General features: G+C 66.0%; 8 protein-coding genes. 5 read left to right on the top strand and 3 right to left on the bottom strand.

The window, feature by feature from the left end; genetic code table 11:
- Positions 1-8: 8 nt before the first annotated feature.
- Positions 9-1628 carry a pyoverdine maturation tyrosinase PvdP gene (gene pvdP, locus MF6396_RS12135; protein ID WP_058541857.1) on the bottom strand — a complete coding sequence of 540 codons (1620 nt, stop codon included), beginning with the start codon at positions 1626-1628 and terminating at the stop codon, positions 9-11.
- 211 nt (positions 1629-1839) lie between these two features.
- On the opposite strand from pvdP, the gene pvdM reads away from it, so the two are divergent.
- From pvdM to MF6396_RS12110, 5 genes are all read left to right on the top strand, one after another.
- The gene (gene pvdM / locus MF6396_RS12130; protein WP_043863160.1) at positions 1840-3186 is read left to right on the top strand and encodes a pyoverdine-tailoring dipeptidase-like protein PvdM; all 1347 of its coding nucleotides are present in this window, start codon (positions 1840-1842) and stop codon (positions 3184-3186) included.
- A 19-nt stretch (positions 3187-3205) separates the two neighbouring features.
- Positions 3206-4495, top strand: a complete 1290-nt coding sequence (pvdN, locus tag MF6396_RS12125; RefSeq protein WP_043863161.1) for a pyoverdine-tailoring periplasmic protein PvdN — start codon at positions 3206-3208, stop codon at positions 4493-4495.
- A 76-nt stretch (positions 4496-4571) separates the two neighbouring features.
- Positions 4572-5444 (top strand): dihydropyoverdine dehydrogenase, encoded by an 873-nt coding sequence (pvdO, locus tag MF6396_RS12120; RefSeq protein WP_078480532.1) that lies wholly within the window; start codon positions 4572-4574, stop codon positions 5442-5444.
- A 36-nt stretch (positions 5445-5480) separates the two neighbouring features.
- Positions 5481-7130, top strand: coding sequence for a cyclic peptide export ABC transporter (locus MF6396_RS12115; RefSeq protein WP_058541855.1), 1650 nt, complete (start codon positions 5481-5483; stop codon positions 7128-7130).
- A 290-nt stretch (positions 7131-7420) separates the two neighbouring features.
- Positions 7421-9898 (top strand): TonB-dependent siderophore receptor, encoded by a 2478-nt coding sequence (locus tag MF6396_RS12110; protein ID WP_043863163.1) that lies wholly within the window; start codon positions 7421-7423, stop codon positions 9896-9898.
- A 59-nt stretch (positions 9899-9957) separates the two neighbouring features.
- Here the strand turns inward: MF6396_RS12110 and MF6396_RS12105 are convergent, their stop codons facing one another.
- Both MF6396_RS12105 and MF6396_RS12100 read right to left on the bottom strand, forming a co-directional pair.
- On the bottom strand, positions 9958-10908 hold the full coding sequence (locus tag MF6396_RS12105) for an alpha/beta hydrolase (protein ID WP_078480444.1): 951 nt from the start codon (positions 10906-10908) through the stop codon (positions 9958-9960).
- Positions 10909-10974: 66 nt separating this feature from the next.
- Positions 10975-16088, bottom strand: a 5114-nt coding sequence (locus tag MF6396_RS12100) for a non-ribosomal peptide synthetase (protein ID WP_153046088.1), incomplete at its 5' end; no start/stop codon positions are given.

Raw genomic sequence — 16088 nt, 5'->3', positions numbered from 1 at the left:
GCAGCGCCTTACACCTGGCGCTGCCTGACCTTCAGGTGACGGGCGTACCACGGACGCTGCGGCACCCGGCGAACCAGGCTGGCCAGCCCGTCTTCGTCGCTGTAGGTGATGCGCAACGCCAGCTTCATGGTCTCCGGGTCCATCTCCACGCTCTTGCCCACCTGCAGGCCCGGCACCGTGCTGCAACCGTGGGTGATCGGGCCCAGCCAGGGGTCGGCCACCTCCACCCAGCGCCCGGGCGCGAACCACGCCACCCCGTTGACCTCGCGCCGCACCACCTGGCCGGGGTGAAAGCGCTCATGGGCGCGGTACCAGTCCTCGATACGGTCATCGATCCAGCCATGGAAGCGCCAGAACACCGGGTTGACGTGGGACGAGAACGGGTCGCCGAGAAAATCGTTTTCGGGCCCGTACCAGCGCGGCGCAAAATCGCTCGGGGTGCGCGCATAGGGCACCGGTGCACCGTTGACCGGGTCACGCGGCACCGACGCCCAGCGCATGTGCAGCCAGTCGTGCAACCCCAGTTCCACCTCCGAGCCGAACTGCCCCAGGGTCAGGCGCGAAAGATAATGCGGGTCGCTGTAGCGTGACTCCCACAGCTCGAAGTTAGCATGGAAAACCTCACTGCTCTTGATGTCCTTGACCCACTGGGTGTATTCGTCATCGCCCTGCGCCAGCCAGGTGGGCGGCAAGGCGTTGCCATCCTGGTTGTCGAAGTAGCGCAAAAAGCCTGCGCGGTCACGCGCCAGTTCCGGCTGCGGCATCGGGAAGCGCGGCCAGGACGGCAGGTCCTGCATCGAACGTGCGGTACCGAGCATGTGCCGGTGCATGAAAAAGAAGTCCTCGCCCGAACCGTTGCGATCCTTGCGCGGGCCGCGGGCATCGCGCTCATGGTCACGCGGACCGGGCTGCCAGCCGATGGCACGCAACGCCTCGTGCTGCTTGGGTGCCAGCTTGTGCCACTTGTCCCGCGAGGCATGCCACAACTGGTGGAACAGGCGATGCTCGGGGGAGATCAGCCACGCCAGCAACGTCGGGTTCAGCGCGGTGCGCTCGCGAGCTTCGGGGAAGGTCCGCTTGCGCGCCACAAAGCGGTGGTTCTGCTCGGGCAGGGCCAGCGGGCGCTGCAGGTCCAGCACCTGGCCGGTGAGCGTGGCAGTGCCGGCGTTACCGAAATCGCCCCATACCTCATCGAGCAGCACGCGACACTCATAGCGCGCCAGCCCCGCAGTGTCCGCTGTGGGTATCAGCCGCCAGCTCAACACATTCGGTGCACCCGGCATCAGGTCGCCCACCACCCGGTAGCGGGGCTCGGCGTCACTGCGCAGGCGCTCGGGCGTGTCCAGGCATCCGCGCAGGCCGCGGCCACGCGGAGCAATATCCAGCAACAACTCCAGGGACGTGTGTTCAAGCCCTTCCAGGCCGACATTGCCGCCTTCCAGCTGCCAGATGCCACGCAGGGTATCGGCCAACTGCTGGCCGGCGGTATCGGGCAAGTCGACGGTGGCCTCCCCGGGGGTGATCGGAAATTCCTCGCGTGTCAGCTCGCGGTGCGCGTACAGCGCCCCAGGCACCGCCACGCCCGTCAGTGCAACACCCGCAATGAACCCTCGTCGAGAAATCGTCATTGACCTACCTGTGTGTCTCGCGTTGCGCCATGGAGCATGGCGTTGTCGAAGCTAGAACGTTGTGCACACAGGGAAATTTAGCCAGCAAGCGGCTCCGGGCGGCCCGCACAGGGCGCAGGCGACGGCTAAATTTCTGCCGATTGCGCTCGTCCTCACCAGATAGCAAAGGCCTCGTGCCTGAACCTCGACGGTGAACCTGACTGAGACCACGATGACCACACCACGCTGGAAAAAAGCCTTGTACATCAGCCTGGCCACCGCGCTCACCGCCGGTGCCGGGGTGGCCGCCTGGACCTACTTCGGCCCCAGCGCCGGCTACCCCCGCGAGGTGGTCAAGCAGGCCAATGAACTGCAGGATCGCCTGCTCTCGTTCGACAGCCACATCACCCTGCCGGCCAACTTCGGCATGGAAGGCAATGAAGCCGACAAGGAAGGCAGCGGACGCTTCGACCTCGTCAAGACCGCCCGCGGGCGCCTGTCCGGCGCCGCGCTGACCATTTTTGCCTGGCCCGAAATGTGGAACGGCCCCAACGGTCCGCACCGGCCCACCGAAGGCTTCGTGCAGGAAGCACGCAACCTGCAGGAGGTGCGCTACAAGTCGATCATGGCGATGGTGCGCGACTACCCCAACCAGGTGGCCATTGCCTACACCCCACAGGACATGCGGCGCCTGCACGGCGAAGGCAAGTTCGCGGTGTTCATCAGCATGCTCAATGCCTACCCGCTGGGTACCGACCTCGACCTGCTCGACCTGTGGGCTTCGCGCGGCATGCGCATGTTCGGCTTCAGCTACGTGGGTAACAACGCCTGGGCCGACTCCTCGCGCCCGCTGCCGTTCTTCAACGACACCGCCGACGCCCTTGACGGGCTGTCGCCCCTGGGCCGCCAGGCGGTACAGCGGCTCAACGACCTGGGCGTGATCATCGACGTCTCGCAGATGTCCACAAAGGCCCTGGAGCAGGTGGCCCGGCTCAGCCGCACGCCGCTGGTGGCGTCCAACTCCGCTCCACGGGCGATGGTCGACATCCCGCGCAACCTCAGCGACAAGGAGATGCAACTGATCAAGGACAGCGGCGGCGTGATCCAGGTGGTGGCCTTCTCCACCTACCTCAAGCCCCTGAGCCAGAAGACCCAGGACAAGCTCAACGCCCTGCGTGCGCGCTTCGACCTGCTGCCGCTGCCCAACCTGGCGGTGGCCCTGATGCCCGGCGACCCGATCATCGCTGCCTGGCCCGAGCAGCGCTTCGGCCAGTACGCCAGCGAGCTGTACGGCATTCTCGAAGAAGAGCCGCCGGCCTCGCTCAAGGAGTTCGGTGACGCCATCGACTACACCGTGCGCAAGGTCGGCATCGATCACGTTGGCATCAGCTCGGACTTCAACGAGGGCGGTGGCGTGGACGGCTGGCGCGATGTGGGCGAAACCCGCAACGTCACCGCCGAACTGCTCTCACGCGGCTACTCCGAGGCCGATATCGCCAAGCTCTGGGGCGGCAACTTCCTGCGGGTGTGGGAACAGGCGCAAAACGCCGCCCGCCCTGTAGCCGCCTCTTCCCGTTGACTCGCCAGCGAGCCCCGTCATGACCGATCGCCGCACCCTTCTCAAGTACGCCGGCCTGCTGGCCGCCAGCCTGCCGCTGGGCAGCCAGCTGTTGCCCGGCGCCCTCGCCGGCCCGTCACTGCCCGGCAACGGCAGCGATGCCTGGGCCGGCTTTCGCAGCCTGTTCGAGCTCGACCCCGATTACGCTCATTTCGCCAACTTCCTGATCACCTCCCATCCCAAGCCCGTGCGCGATGCCATCGAAGACTATCGCGCAAAACTCGACCGCCACCCCGCGCAATGGGTCGACTGGGAAACCCAGGCCGAATGGAAGCGCGAAGGCGAAGTGCGCGACTGGGCCGCCCGCTACCTGGAGGTCAAGCCACGCCAGATCGCCCTCACCGGCAGCACCACCGAGGGCCTGGGCCTGATCTACGGCGGCCTTAAGGTGGCCGCCCACCAGGAGATCCTGACCACCGAACACGAGCATTACTCCACCCGCAACAGCCTCGCCTACCGCGCCACCCGCGAGGGCACCCAGGTGCGCAAGATCCGCCTGTTCCGCGACCCGCAGCGGGTCTCGGACGACGAGGTACTGGGCAACATCGCCGCCGCGATCCGCCCGTCCACGCGGGTACTGGGCATGACCTGGGTGCACTCGGGCAGCGGCGTCAAGCTGCCCATCGGAGCCATCGGCGAGCTGGTACGCGAACACAACCGCAACCGCGACGAGCAGGACCGCATCCTCTATGTGGTCGACGGCGTGCACGGTTTTGGCGTGGAAGACATGCGCTTTGCCGACCTAAAGTGCGACTACTTCATCTCCGGTACCCACAAATGGATGTTCGGCCCGCGGGGCACCGGCATCATCTGCGCTGCCTCCACCGAGCTCAAGGACCTGGTGCCGACCTTCGCCACGTTCTCCGAGAACGAGGACTTCGCCACCATCATGAGCCCCGGCGGCTACCACGCCTTCGAGCACCGCTGGGCCCTGGGCAAGGCCTTCGAGTTGCACCTGCAGGTAGGCAAGGCGCCGATTCAGGCGCGCATCCACGGGCTGAACGACTACCTCAAGCAACGCCTGGCCGAGTACAAGGCGATCGAACTGGTCACCCCGCGCAGCCCGCGTCACTCGTCAGGCTTCACCTTCTTCCGGGTCAAGGGCCAGGACGCCGACGAGGTGGCCGCGTACCTGACTCGCCACCGCATCGTGGTGGATGCGGTGTCCCGCGACGTGGGCCCGGTGGTGCGCGCTGCGCCCGGCCTGCTCAACACCGAAGCGGAAATCGATCGCCTGATCAGCGTGCTGGGCCAACGCCTGCGTGCCTGATCGCGCCCTTTCATCTTGTAGCCAACAGCTGACGGAACCTGCCATGCCTCACCATCGTTCAACCCCGTACCCGCGCATGTCGCGCACCCTTGCACAGCTGTCGTGCAGTGCCGCGCTCGGCCTGGCACTGTGCGCGGGCGCCCAGGCGGCAGATTCCCCTCGCCAGCCGGGCCAGGTATTCACCGACTGCAAGGACTGCCCCGAAATGGTGGTACTGCCCGCCGGCAGCTTCACCATGGGCACCGAGCCCGGCGAGACCGGCCGTGAGGACGACGAAGGGCCGCTGCACACCGTGACCTTCGCCAGGCCCTTTGCCATCAGCCGCTACCAGGTCACTGCCGGCGAGCTGGACGCCTACATCCGCGAAACCGGGGTGAAGATCGCCGACGGCGACACCCGACCCGGGCGCGCCTGCACCGCCAGCAAGCCGACCTACAAACAGGGTCCGCGCCAGCCAGCGGTGTGCGTCAGCTACTTCGACGTGCAGGACTACGCCCGGTGGCTGTCGAAAAAGACCGGCCACACCTACCGCATGCTCAGCGAGGCCGAGCGTGAGTACGGCGCACGCGCCGGCTCGCGCGGACCGTTCCCGTTCCCGTTCGATGACAACGACGAAAAAAAGTACAGCATCGCCCGGCACGCCAACACCTACGGGCCTGCCGACGGCTACCCGTACACCTCCCCGGCAGGCAGTTTCCCGCCCAATGCCTTCGGCGTGTACGACATGCACGGCAACGTCTACGAGTGGGTCGCCGACTGCCTCAACACCAGCTATGAAGGCGCCCCCGCCGACGGCAGCGCGTGGCTGACCGGCAACTGCGACATCCGCATCATGCGCGGCAATGACTGGGGCGAGGCGCCGGTGTTCTCGCGCTCGGGCAACCGCAACAGCCGCGCCCCCGATGTACGCGGCGACTACCTGGGTTTTCGCGTTGCCCGCGAGCTCTGACCGCCCCCTCAACCACGTGTGATTCGGGAGACTCGAATGACCAGCAAACCTCGCGGGGCCATCAGTGAACTGTTCGGCCTGCTCAAACCCTTCTGGCCGCTGGTAAGCCTGTCGATCGGCCTGGGCATGCTCGGCGGCCTCAGCGTCACCGCGCTGCTGGCCACCATCAACAGCGCCCTGCACAACGAAAGCGGCCTCACCCAGGGGCTGGTGCTGGGCTTTGCCGGGCTGTGCCTGATGGCCCTGCTCAGCACCATCCTGTCCGATATCGGCAGCAACTACGTGGGCCAGCACATCATCGCCAGGCTGCGCCGCGAACTGGGCGAAAAGGTCCTGGCTGCGCCCATCGACCAGATCGAACGCTACCGCAGCCATCGGCTGATCCCGGTACTGACCCACGACGTCGACACCATCAGCGACTTCGCCTTCGCCTTCGCGCCACTGGCGGTGTCCCTCACCGTGACCCTGGGCTGCCTGGGCTACCTGGCGAGCCTGTCGTGGCCGATGTTCCTGGTGATGCTGGTGGCCATCGGGCTGGGCACCACGATGCAGTTCGTCGCCCGCGCCTGGGGCATGCGCGGTTTCGAGGCCGCGCGTGAAGCCGAGGACGACCTGCAAAAGCACTACAACGCCATTGCCGAGGGTGCCAAGGAACTGCGCATCCACCGCCCGCGCCGCCAGCGCATGTTCCTGCACGGCATCCGCAACACCGCCAACCGCATCTGCGACACGCAGATCCGCTCCATCAACACCTTCGTGATCGCCAAGAGCCTGGGCTCGATGCTGTTCTTCGTGGTCATCGGCCTGGCGCTGGCCTTGCAGTCCTGGTGGCCCAGCGCCGACAAGACGGTGATGAGCGGCTTCGTGCTGGTGCTGCTGTACATGAAGGGCCCGCTGGAGCACCTGATCGGCACCCTGCCGATCATCAGCAAGGCACAGATCGCCTTCCGCCGCATTGCCGAGCTGTCCAAGCAGTTCTCCTCCCCCGAGCCCCACCTGCTGCTCGACGACCAGAGCCAGCCGGCCACGCCGCTGCATAGCCTGGTCCTGAATCAGGTGAGCTACAGTTTCGCCCCGGTGCCGGGCAGCGAGCCATTCCGCCTGGGCCCGGTGAACGTAAGCATCCAGCAGGGCGACATCGTGTTCATCGTCGGCGAGAACGGGTGTGGCAAGACCACCCTGATCAAGTTGCTGCTGGGCCTGTACGCGCCGCAGTCAGGCAGCATCGAGCTCAATGGCCAGGCGGTGACGGCGGCCAACCGCGATGATTATCGGCAGATCTTCACCACCATCTTTGCCGACTACTACCTGTTCGACGACGTGATCCAGGGTGACAAGCCGGTGCCCGAGGATGCTGCGCGCTACCTCAGACGACTGGAGATCGACCACAAGGTCAGCATTCGCGATGGCGTGTTCAGCACCACCGATCTGTCCACCGGGCAGCGCAAGCGCCTGGCGCTGGTCAGTGCCTGGCTGGAAGAGCGACCGGTGCTGGTGTTCGACGAATGGGCGGCCGACCAGGACCCGACCTTCCGGCGAATTTTCTACACCGAGCTGTTGCCTGACCTCAAGCGCCTGGGCAAGACCATCATCGTCATCTCCCACGACGACCGTTACTTCGACATTGCCGACCAGCTGATCCGCTTGCACGCCGGCAAGGTCGTGAGCGAACTGCAGCCGGCCTGAGCAAACCTGCCTGCCACAGGCCAGGTGCGTTGCAGCAGGTGGAGAAGCCGGCCTTGCCGGCTCCCACATCGGTTGCAACGCGCCACGGCCTGAAACCAGCGCTGCCACCCCCCTGCGCTAAATCCCGCCCCGCCCACTTCGTCTGACAGCTAGATGCCATCGCCTGAAAGGCAATGAGAAGTTTTTTTATTTCCGGTTTTTCAGCGGTCACGCGTCTTACCCACATTCGAAAAAAACTGCTGACACTTACCTTCCCAACCACTTGAGCCAACCAAGACAAGAGCATCGCCATGCCAACACGACACTGCTTGCAGCCCCTGACCACTGCGTTGCGCCTGCGCCACGCCTTCAAAGCCACGTTGCCCGCGGTCGGGCTGGGCATGGCGTTCACCCTGGCTGCACAGGCGCAGACCCAGGAGTGGCAGCTGGACATCCCCGCCGGCCCGCTTGGCCGCTCGATCCAGGAACTGAGCCATCAGACCGGCCTGCAGATCCTGTTCAACCCCGAAGAGATCAACGGCCTGCACGCGCACGCCGTCAAGGGTCGCTACCCGCTTGAAGAAACGCTGCAGATCATGCTTCAAGGCACCGGTGTGCGCTACAGCGTGCAGGACAACGCCATCTACTTCAGCGGCGCACGCTCGGGGGCCGATGCCGACCAGATCAACCTGGAACCGTCGCTGGTGTCAGGCAAGTTCACTGAATCGGCGTGGGGGCCGGTACAGGGATATGTCGCCAAACGCAGCGCCACCGGAACCAAGACCGACACCTCGATCCTGGAAACCCCGCAGACCATCAACGTGGTCACCCAGGACGAGATGACCGCCCGCGGCGCCCTGTCCGTCACCCAGGCACTGCGCTATACCCCCGGCATCCAGGTCGAGGGCTTCTCGGCACGGGTCAAGGCCTTCGATGAACCCACCTCCCGCGGTTTCAGCCCCACGCCGATGTATCTGGACGGCCTGCACCTGCCCTATGGCGGCGGCAGTACCGGCGGTGCGCTGCAGGTCGACCCCTACCTGCTCGAACGGGTCGAGGTTCTCAAGGGCCCCGCCTCGGTGCTGTACGGCCAGAACCAGCCCGGCGGCATCGTCAACATGGTCTCCAAGCGCCCCGGTGTCGAGCCCATCCACCAGGTGGTGCTGGGTACTGGCAGCTATGATCGGCGCTACGGCGCATTCGACTTCGGCGGCAAGCTCGACGAGCAAGGCACCTTCCTGTACCGCCTCACCGGCCTGGCCAACGACAGCAACTCCGAAGTCGACTATGCCGAACAGAAGCGCATGCTGCTGGCTCCCAGCTTCACCTGGAACATCAACGACGACACCAGCCTGACCTTCTACGGCCAGTACCAGAAAGACAACGACGTGCCCGAGCCCCAGGGCCTGCCGGCAGTGGGCACGGTATTCAAGAACCCCAACGGCAAGCTCGATCGCAACACCTTCATCGGCGAGCCCGGGCTCAACGCCTACGACCGTGAACAGTACGTCTTCGGCTACGAGCTGACCCACCAGATCGACGATGTCTGGAGCCTGCGCCAGAACGCGCGCTACGCCTACGTCGATGACCGCTTCGCCGCAGTGCTGCACGGCTACAGCTTCATCGCCAACCCCGCCACGGGGGTCAACAACCAGCGCTACACCGACCGCTACGCCATCGACTGGAAGCAGACCAACAAGGTCTTTGGCATCGACAACTCGGCCCAGGCCGTGTTCAACACCGGCGACGTCAACCACACCGTGCTGCTGGGCCTGGACTACTACCACTTCAACTCCAAGTTCCTCGGCCGCTACGACCGCAACCCGCCAGGCATCGACCTCTACGACCCGCACTACGGCCAGCCGCTGGACTTCAGCCAGGCAGCCGCCAACCCCTGGGACGACACCATCACCCAGACCGGCGTCTACGTTCAGGACCAGCTGAAATGGAACCGCTGGTTCCTTACCCTGGGCGGGCGCTTCGACTGGGCCAAGATCGATTACGACCACCCGCTGTACGTCAAGCCCTCCACCACCCGCGATCAGCAGTTCTCCGGCCGCGCAGGCTTTGGCTACCTGTTCGACAACGGCATCACGCCCTACTTCAGCTACTCCGAATCGTTCCAGCCGGTGGCCGGCACCGCCAACGTGGACGGCAAGACATTCGAGCCTTCCACCGGCAAGCAGTACGAAGTGGGCATCAAATACCAGCCGCCAGGTTCTGACAGTTTCATCCAGCTCTCGGCCTACCAGATCGACAAGAAGAACGTGCTGACCAGCGACCCGGCCAACCCCGGCTTCAACAACCAGGCCGGCGCCATGCGTTCGGTGGGCTTTGAACTCGAAGGCAAGGCGGCGCTGACCGACAACCTCAACCTGATCGCCTCGGTATCACGGGTCGACGCCGAGTTCACCAAGGACAACGATGGCCTCAAAGGTCGTCATCCGGTCGGCGTATCGCCGCTGACCGCCTCGGCCTGGGTCGACTACCAGATGCCGGCAGACACCGCCCTGGTCGGCCTCGGCTTTGGCGTCGGAGTGCGTTATGTGCGCAGCAGCCCGGGCACCAGCTATGCCTGGAGCGAATTCAACGTCCCGTCGTTCAACGTGTACGACGGCATGATCTCCTACGACCTGGAACGCTCCCCGTTGCACATCAAGGGCGTGAAAGTGCAGGCCAACGTGGAGAACCTGGACAACAAACTGTATGTCACCCGCTGCAGCGGCATGTTCGAGTGCACCTACGGCCAGGGCCGCACGGTGACCGCCAACCTGACCTACGACTGGTAAATCGACACCCACGAAAAAAGGCGCCTCGGCGCCTTTTTGCGTTGAGCAGCCCGCGGACCTCAGGCCGATTGCAGCCAGTGCTCGACCTCGGCATAGATCCCCGCGACCCGCGACGAAATCCCTCCCATGCGCAGGAAATCGTGGGTCAGGCCCTGTTCCACCCGTAGCGTCACGTCGGTGCCCGAGGCCTGGAGGCGCTGGGCATAGGCCTGCCCCTCGTCGAACAGCGGGTCGTATTCGGCCAGGCTGACATAGGTACGGATCATCGGCTCGGCGTGCCCGGCCAGCAACGGCGAGGCGCGCCAGTCGCCGCGCAGGGCCGGGTCGGGGCAGTAGTGGGCGTAGAACCAGCGCAGGGTCTGGCTCTCGAGCAGGTAGTCCTCGGCATAGCGCCGATGCGAATCACGCTCGCGGGTAATGTCCGTGACCGGGTAGAACAGCAACTGCGCACTGGGCGCAAGCCGGCACAGGCCTTGCTGTGCGCTCAGTGCCAGCACCGTGGCCAGGGTAGCACCGGCGCTGTCGCCCGCCACACTGATCCGCCGGCTGTCGATAGCCAGTGATGTCGCCTGCGTCGCCAGCCAGTCGGCGGCATCCAGCGCATCGTTGACCGCCGTAGGGTAAGGGTGCTCCGGCGCCAGCCGATACCCCAGCGCAAGCACCGCATGGGTACCGCTGCTGGCCAGGCGCCGGCACACCGCATCATGCGAGTCCAGGCTGCCAACCACATTGCCACCACCATGAAAGTACAGGATCGCCGGTTGCAGGCCGGGGCCACGTCGAGCATGCCGGTACAGGCGCAGCGGCACCGCCTGGGCATCGCGGCTCGGTACACTCAGCTCGACCACCTGCAGGTCGCCTGGCGGCGCAGGGTCCAGGATGCCCGAGGCCGAGGCGAAGTCGCTGCGCGCCTGCGCTACCTGCAGTTCATGCATGGGCCGGGTCTTGCCGCTCAGGCGTCCCAGTTGAACCAGCTCGAGGAAACCTTCCAGGTCAGGGTCCAGGGCCATCTTCTTTTATCCTTGCCAATCAGTGAACAGAAATGAAAAGCCGCCCCGATCGAGGGGCGGCAGGGCTCAGCCAGCAACAGTCAGGTCGTCGGTCAGTCGTCGGCCCAGGCTGGCCAGCCAGTCCGGATGCCTGAGGATGTCGTAGTGGCCGGCGGCGATGGCCAGGTCCTCGACGCTGCCGTCGATGCGTACCCCCTCGGCACGAGCACCGGCCCACCAGCAACAGGCACCCGCGGCTGTCAGCGGCAGCTGGTTCAAGCGCGTCGACAGCGCCTTCAGGTGCATGGCCACGGCAAAGGTGTGCGCCAGCTCCGCGCTCTCGACCTCGGCAAATGCCGAGCTGGGCAGCCCTGCACGCACGCTGTCGATCAGCGCGTGCAAGGTTGCCACCTGCGCACCGGCCGGCACTGCGGGCAATGCCAGATCCGCCTTCGCTGCCTGCAGCACCACGCCCAGGAAGCTTCGCAGATCCTCGCCCCAGTCAGTGTCCGGCTGCGCCGGCGAGGACGTCGGGATGAAGCTGTCGACCAGGCCAAGGAACGTCACCTGCTGCCCCTGGCTTTCCAGCTCCTGGGTCACCAGACTCGCCAGCGCACCGCCCAACGACCAGCCCAGCAGCCGGTACGGGCCCTCGGGCTGTTTCTGGCGAATGTACTGGGCATAGTCGATGGCCATCGACTGCAGCGATTCGTCCACCCAGCCAGGGTCCAGCAGCATGCGGCACTGCAGGCCGTAGACGCTGCAGCGCCCCTCCAGGCGGCGCGCCAGCGGCTCGTAGTCGAACACCGTACCGAAGCCGGCATGCAGGCAGAACAACGCAGGTCCGTGCTCGACCGGGGTGTTGAGCAACAGCAGCGGGTCGAGGTTCTGCTCCTGCAGTGTCGAATAGCCGGACAACTCGCCAATCGTCGGCCCGGCCATCACATCGCGCAGCTTGAGTTCGATGTCCAGGTCGGCGCAGGCGCGCACCCTGGACAGCATCTTCAGCACACGCAGCGAGTCGCCCCCCAGCTCGAAGAAGTTATCGTCGATACCCACGTTGTCCACTTCCAGCACGTCCTGCCAGATGCTCGCCAGCGTGCGCTCCAGCGCATTGCGCGGTGCACTCCGGGGCCGGCTGGCCAATTGCGGGGCCGGCAAGGCATTGCGATCGAGCTTGCCATTGGGCGTCAACGGCAGGGCCGGCAGCAGCATGACATGGGCCGGCACCATGTAGTCGGGCAACTCGCTGCGCAGCGCCTCGCGCAGTTGCTCCACGCCAGCGGCCTGGGCCGTGGCCACGACGTAGGCCAGCAGTTGCTTGCTGCCCTGGGTGTCACGTGCAATCACCACCGCTTCGCGCACCCCCGGCTGATTGCGCAAGCGCGCTTCAACTTCGCCCGGCTCGATACGAAAACCGCGAATCTTGACTTGGTTGTCCAGGCGCCCCAGGTAATCGATCACCCCGTCGGCGCGCCGACGCACACGATCACCGCTGCGGTACAGACGGGCACCGGCGGCGAACGGATCGGCCACGAAGCGCTCGGCCGTCAGGGCCGCGCGGCGGTAGTAGCCGCGCGCAACCCCCAGGCCGCCGATGTACAACTCACCGGCCACGCCATCGGGCAGCGGGTTGAGGTCTTCGTCCAGCACATACAGCGTGCGCTGGCCCACCCGCTCGCCGATCGGTGCATACACCGCCTCGCACTGCCCGCTGGCCGGCACCTTCCACAGCATCGGCGTGACCACCGTCTCGGTCGGCCCGTAACCATTGACCAGCCACTGCGGACGCAGCACCCGCTTGACGTCTTCGAACAGCGCTTGCGGCACGGCATCGCCGCCAAAGCAATAGACGCGCACCGGTGGCGCCGGCAGGTGCTGACGCTCGGCGCACTCCACCAACTGCTGCAGGTAGGCCGGCGGGAAGCACGCGATATCGATGCGCTGTGCCCCAAGCACCTGCAAGGTTTGCTCGGCGGTCCACAGGTGGTCGTCACGCACCACCAGGCAGCCACCGGCCTGCAGGGTCGACAGCCAGCGCTCCTGCGCGCCGTCGAAGGCAAACGACATGAACAGCAGTTCGCGGGTCTTCTCGCTCATTTCGTAGCGCTCGGCAATCGCGCGGCAGTGCATGCGGATCTGCCCGTGGCTGACCGCTACCCCCTTGGGCTTGCCGGTCGAGCCGGAGGTGTAGATCAGGTACGCCAGGTTGTCCGGCTGCACTACCACCTGCGGGCAACCGCCCGCCTGGCCATGCAGGTCCAGGCGGTCCAGTTCCAGGGTGCAGGCCACGCCGGCGAAGCGCTGGCTCAGCGTGCTGTGGGTCAGCAGCAGGTGCATGCCAGAGTCCTCGACGATCCAGGCCAGACGCTCCTGCGGGTAGTCGATATCCAGCGGCACATAGGCCGCGCCACTCTTCATCACCGCCAGGAAGGCAACCAGCGTGTGCACTGAACGCTCGAGGGCGATGCCTACGCAGGTTTCAGCACCCGCACCCTGTGCCAGCAGGTACTGCGCCAGACGGTTGGCCTGCTCATCGAGCTGGGCATAGCTCAGTTGCTGGTCGGCGCAGATCACCGCAATAGCGTCGGGGCGCCGACCGGCGTGGGCCGCGATATCGTCTGCCAGCAACCCAGGGGCCGCGACAGGCAGTGCTGCCAGCTCGTTGCGCCTCTGCAGAAGCCGCGCCTGCGCCGGGGTCAGCATATCCAGGCTGCCCAGCGTGGCCTGCGGGTTGTCCAGCATTGCCCCGAGCAGGCGTTCGAAGTTGCCCAGAATGGCTGCGGTGGCCGCCTCGGTAAACCGGTTCTGCAGGTACAGGAACTCGACTGTCAGGGTCTGGCCCAGGTTCACCGCAAGGTCCATGGCATAGTTGGTCACGTCACGGGTACTGGCCTGGCCGAACTGCAGGTCGTTGTTGCTGGTTTCCTGCAGGCGCTCGTCCACCGGGTAGTTCTCGAACACCACGATGCTGTCGAACAGCGCCTGGCCCGGTCGCCCGGCCCAGCGCTGCACATCGGCCAGTGCCGCATGCTCGTGATCACGCAGTTCCAGGTTGTGCCCCTGCAACTGGGAGAGCCAGTCGCTGACGCGCTGGTGCGGCTGCGGGGTCTGCACCACCGGCAGGGTATTGATGAACAGCCCAAGCATCTCGTCGACACCCGCCAGCGTCGCCGGGCGCCCGGCAACGGTGGCGCCGAAGCACACGGTGCGCTGCCCGGTATAGCGCTGCAACAGCAGCAGCCATGCAGCCTGCACCAGGGTGTTCGGGGTCACCCGCAGGTGCTGGGCCTGGGTGCGCAGGTGCTCGGTGCGTGCCTGGTCCCAGCGCAGGTACAGCGCCGCGTGGCCGCCCAGCCCCAAGTCCGGCTGCGGGGCCACGTTGTCGGCCAGCAACGTGGGGCCTTCCAGCTCGGCCAGGTGGGCGCGCCAGAACTGCTCCAGTTGCCCTTGCGACTGGCGTCCCAGCCACTCGATGTAGTCACGGTAGCGTCCCACCCCGGTGTCGCTCGCACGGCCGTGGTACGCCATGAACACCTCGGCGAACAGCCGGGAGCTGCTCCAGCCATCCATCAGGATATGGTGGCAGGTCCACAGCAGGTGACTACGCTGCGCGTCGAGCCTGACCAGGGTCAGGCGCAGCAAGGGTGCCGTGGCCAGGTCGAAGCCTTCGCCAGCGTCCGCCGCAGCCAGCGCCTCGAGGTCCGACGGAGCCACCTGGCGGTCGCGCCAGTCGAGCAGACGCACAGGCAGCTCGGCGTGGCGATACACCACCTGCAACGGCTCGGCCAGTTGTGACGCGGCGCAGAAGCCGGTGCGCAGAGTCTCGTGACGAGCCAGCACGCTGCCCCAGGCCGCAATGAACCGGGCACTGTCCAGGCCATCGACCGATACCGCGATCTGGTTGATGTACAGCGCCGTCTCGGGGGCCTGCAGGGTATGGAACAGCATGCCCTGTTGCATCGGCGACAGCGGGTAGATGTCTTCGACATCGCCCAGCGCTACCGGCAGGCTGTCCAGTTGTGCCTGGGTCAGCCTGGCCAGCGGGAAGTCCGAAGGCGTCACGCCAGCCGTATCGTGTGCAATGCAATGCGCAATCAGCGCCTGGAGTTCAGCGGTATAGGCCTGGGCCAGAGTCTGGATGCTGGATTCGGCGAACATCCGATGGCTGAAACTCCAGCTCAGGGTCAACTCGCCGCCATACACCTGGCCGTTGATCGACAACCAGTTGCCCAGCGGTGCTTCGGAGCTCTGGCTGTCACCGGCAGACTCGCGGGCCGGGGTGAAGAACCCGCCCTCCCCCTGCTCGTCGGCAAAGCTGGCGTCGAACTGGCCCAGGTAGTTGAAGGTGATGCGCGGCACCGGCAGCGCGGCCAGGGCTTCACGGGCCTGCGCGTCGCCCAGGTAGCGCAGCGCGCCGAAACCGATGCCCTTGTCGGGTACCGCGCGCAGTTGCTCCTTGATGCGCTTGATCGAGCCGTCGAGGCTGTCGACGGGGCTGAGCCTGACCGGGAACATGCTGGTGAACCAGCCCACCGTGCGGGTCAGGTCGATCTCGTCGAACAGTTCTTCGCGACCGTGGCCTTCAAGCTGGATCAGCACCTCATCGCGCCCGGTCCAGCGCGCGATCACCCGCGCCAGGGCGGTCAGCAGCAGGTCGTTGACCTGGGTGCGGTAGGCCGCCGGAGCCTGCTGCAGCAACTGGCGGGTGGTAGCCTGATCAAGCCGCGTCTGCGCCCGGGCCATATGCACGTTCTGCAGCGATCCCTGCGGGTTGTCGCAGGGCAGCTCGGCACTAGCGCCCGCCAGTTCGCTGCTCCAGTAGGCCAGTTCACCTTGCAGGTCGGCCGCGTGCGCCTGCAGGCGCTGCGCCCAGGCCTGGGTCGAGCTGGTCTTGGGTGGCAGGTTCACCACCTGGCCGGCGGCCAGTTGGGTATAAGCGCTCTGCAGGTCTTCAAGCAGGATGCGCCACGACACGCCGTCCACCACCAGGTGGTGGATGGCCAGCAACAGGCGCTGGCTGCCATCGGGCAGGGTCGCGAGTACCGCGCGCAGCAGCTCGCCGCGCTCAAGATCAAGGCTGCGCTGGGCCGTTTCACACAGCCCCTGCAAGGCCTCGGCGTCGGCCACCGGCTGCGTCCACAGCAGTTCGCGCACACCGCCAGGGGCGCCATACTCTGCCGCCCACGCGCCATCGGCCT

Source organism: Pseudomonas sp. MF6396 (assembly GCF_002018915.1).
GTDB classification, from domain to species: Bacteria; Pseudomonadota; Gammaproteobacteria; order Pseudomonadales; family Pseudomonadaceae; genus Aquipseudomonas; species Aquipseudomonas palmensis.
Note: the sequence above shows the minus strand (reverse complement) of the source record. Positions and strands in the feature narration are given on the sequence as shown.

Bases quoted from the DNA above. Each gene is read 5' to 3' on its own strand.
- pvdP (WP_058541857.1), bottom strand. From the start codon at position 1,628: ATGACGATTTCTCGACGAGGGTTCATTGCGGGTGTTGCACTGACGGGC.
- pvdM (WP_043863160.1), top strand. From the start codon at position 1,840: ATGACCACACCACGCTGGAAAAAAGCCTTGTACATCAGCCTGGCCACC.
- pvdN (WP_043863161.1), top strand. From the start codon at position 3,206: ATGACCGATCGCCGCACCCTTCTCAAGTACGCCGGCCTGCTGGCCGCC.
- pvdO (WP_078480532.1), top strand. From the start codon at position 4,572: ATGTCGCGCACCCTTGCACAGCTGTCGTGCAGTGCCGCGCTCGGCCTG.
- MF6396_RS12115 (WP_058541855.1), top strand. From the start codon at position 5,481: ATGACCAGCAAACCTCGCGGGGCCATCAGTGAACTGTTCGGCCTGCTC.
- MF6396_RS12110 (WP_043863163.1), top strand. From the start codon at position 7,421: ATGCCAACACGACACTGCTTGCAGCCCCTGACCACTGCGTTGCGCCTG.
- MF6396_RS12105 (WP_078480444.1), bottom strand. From the start codon at position 10,908: ATGGCCCTGGACCCTGACCTGGAAGGTTTCCTCGAGCTGGTTCAACTG.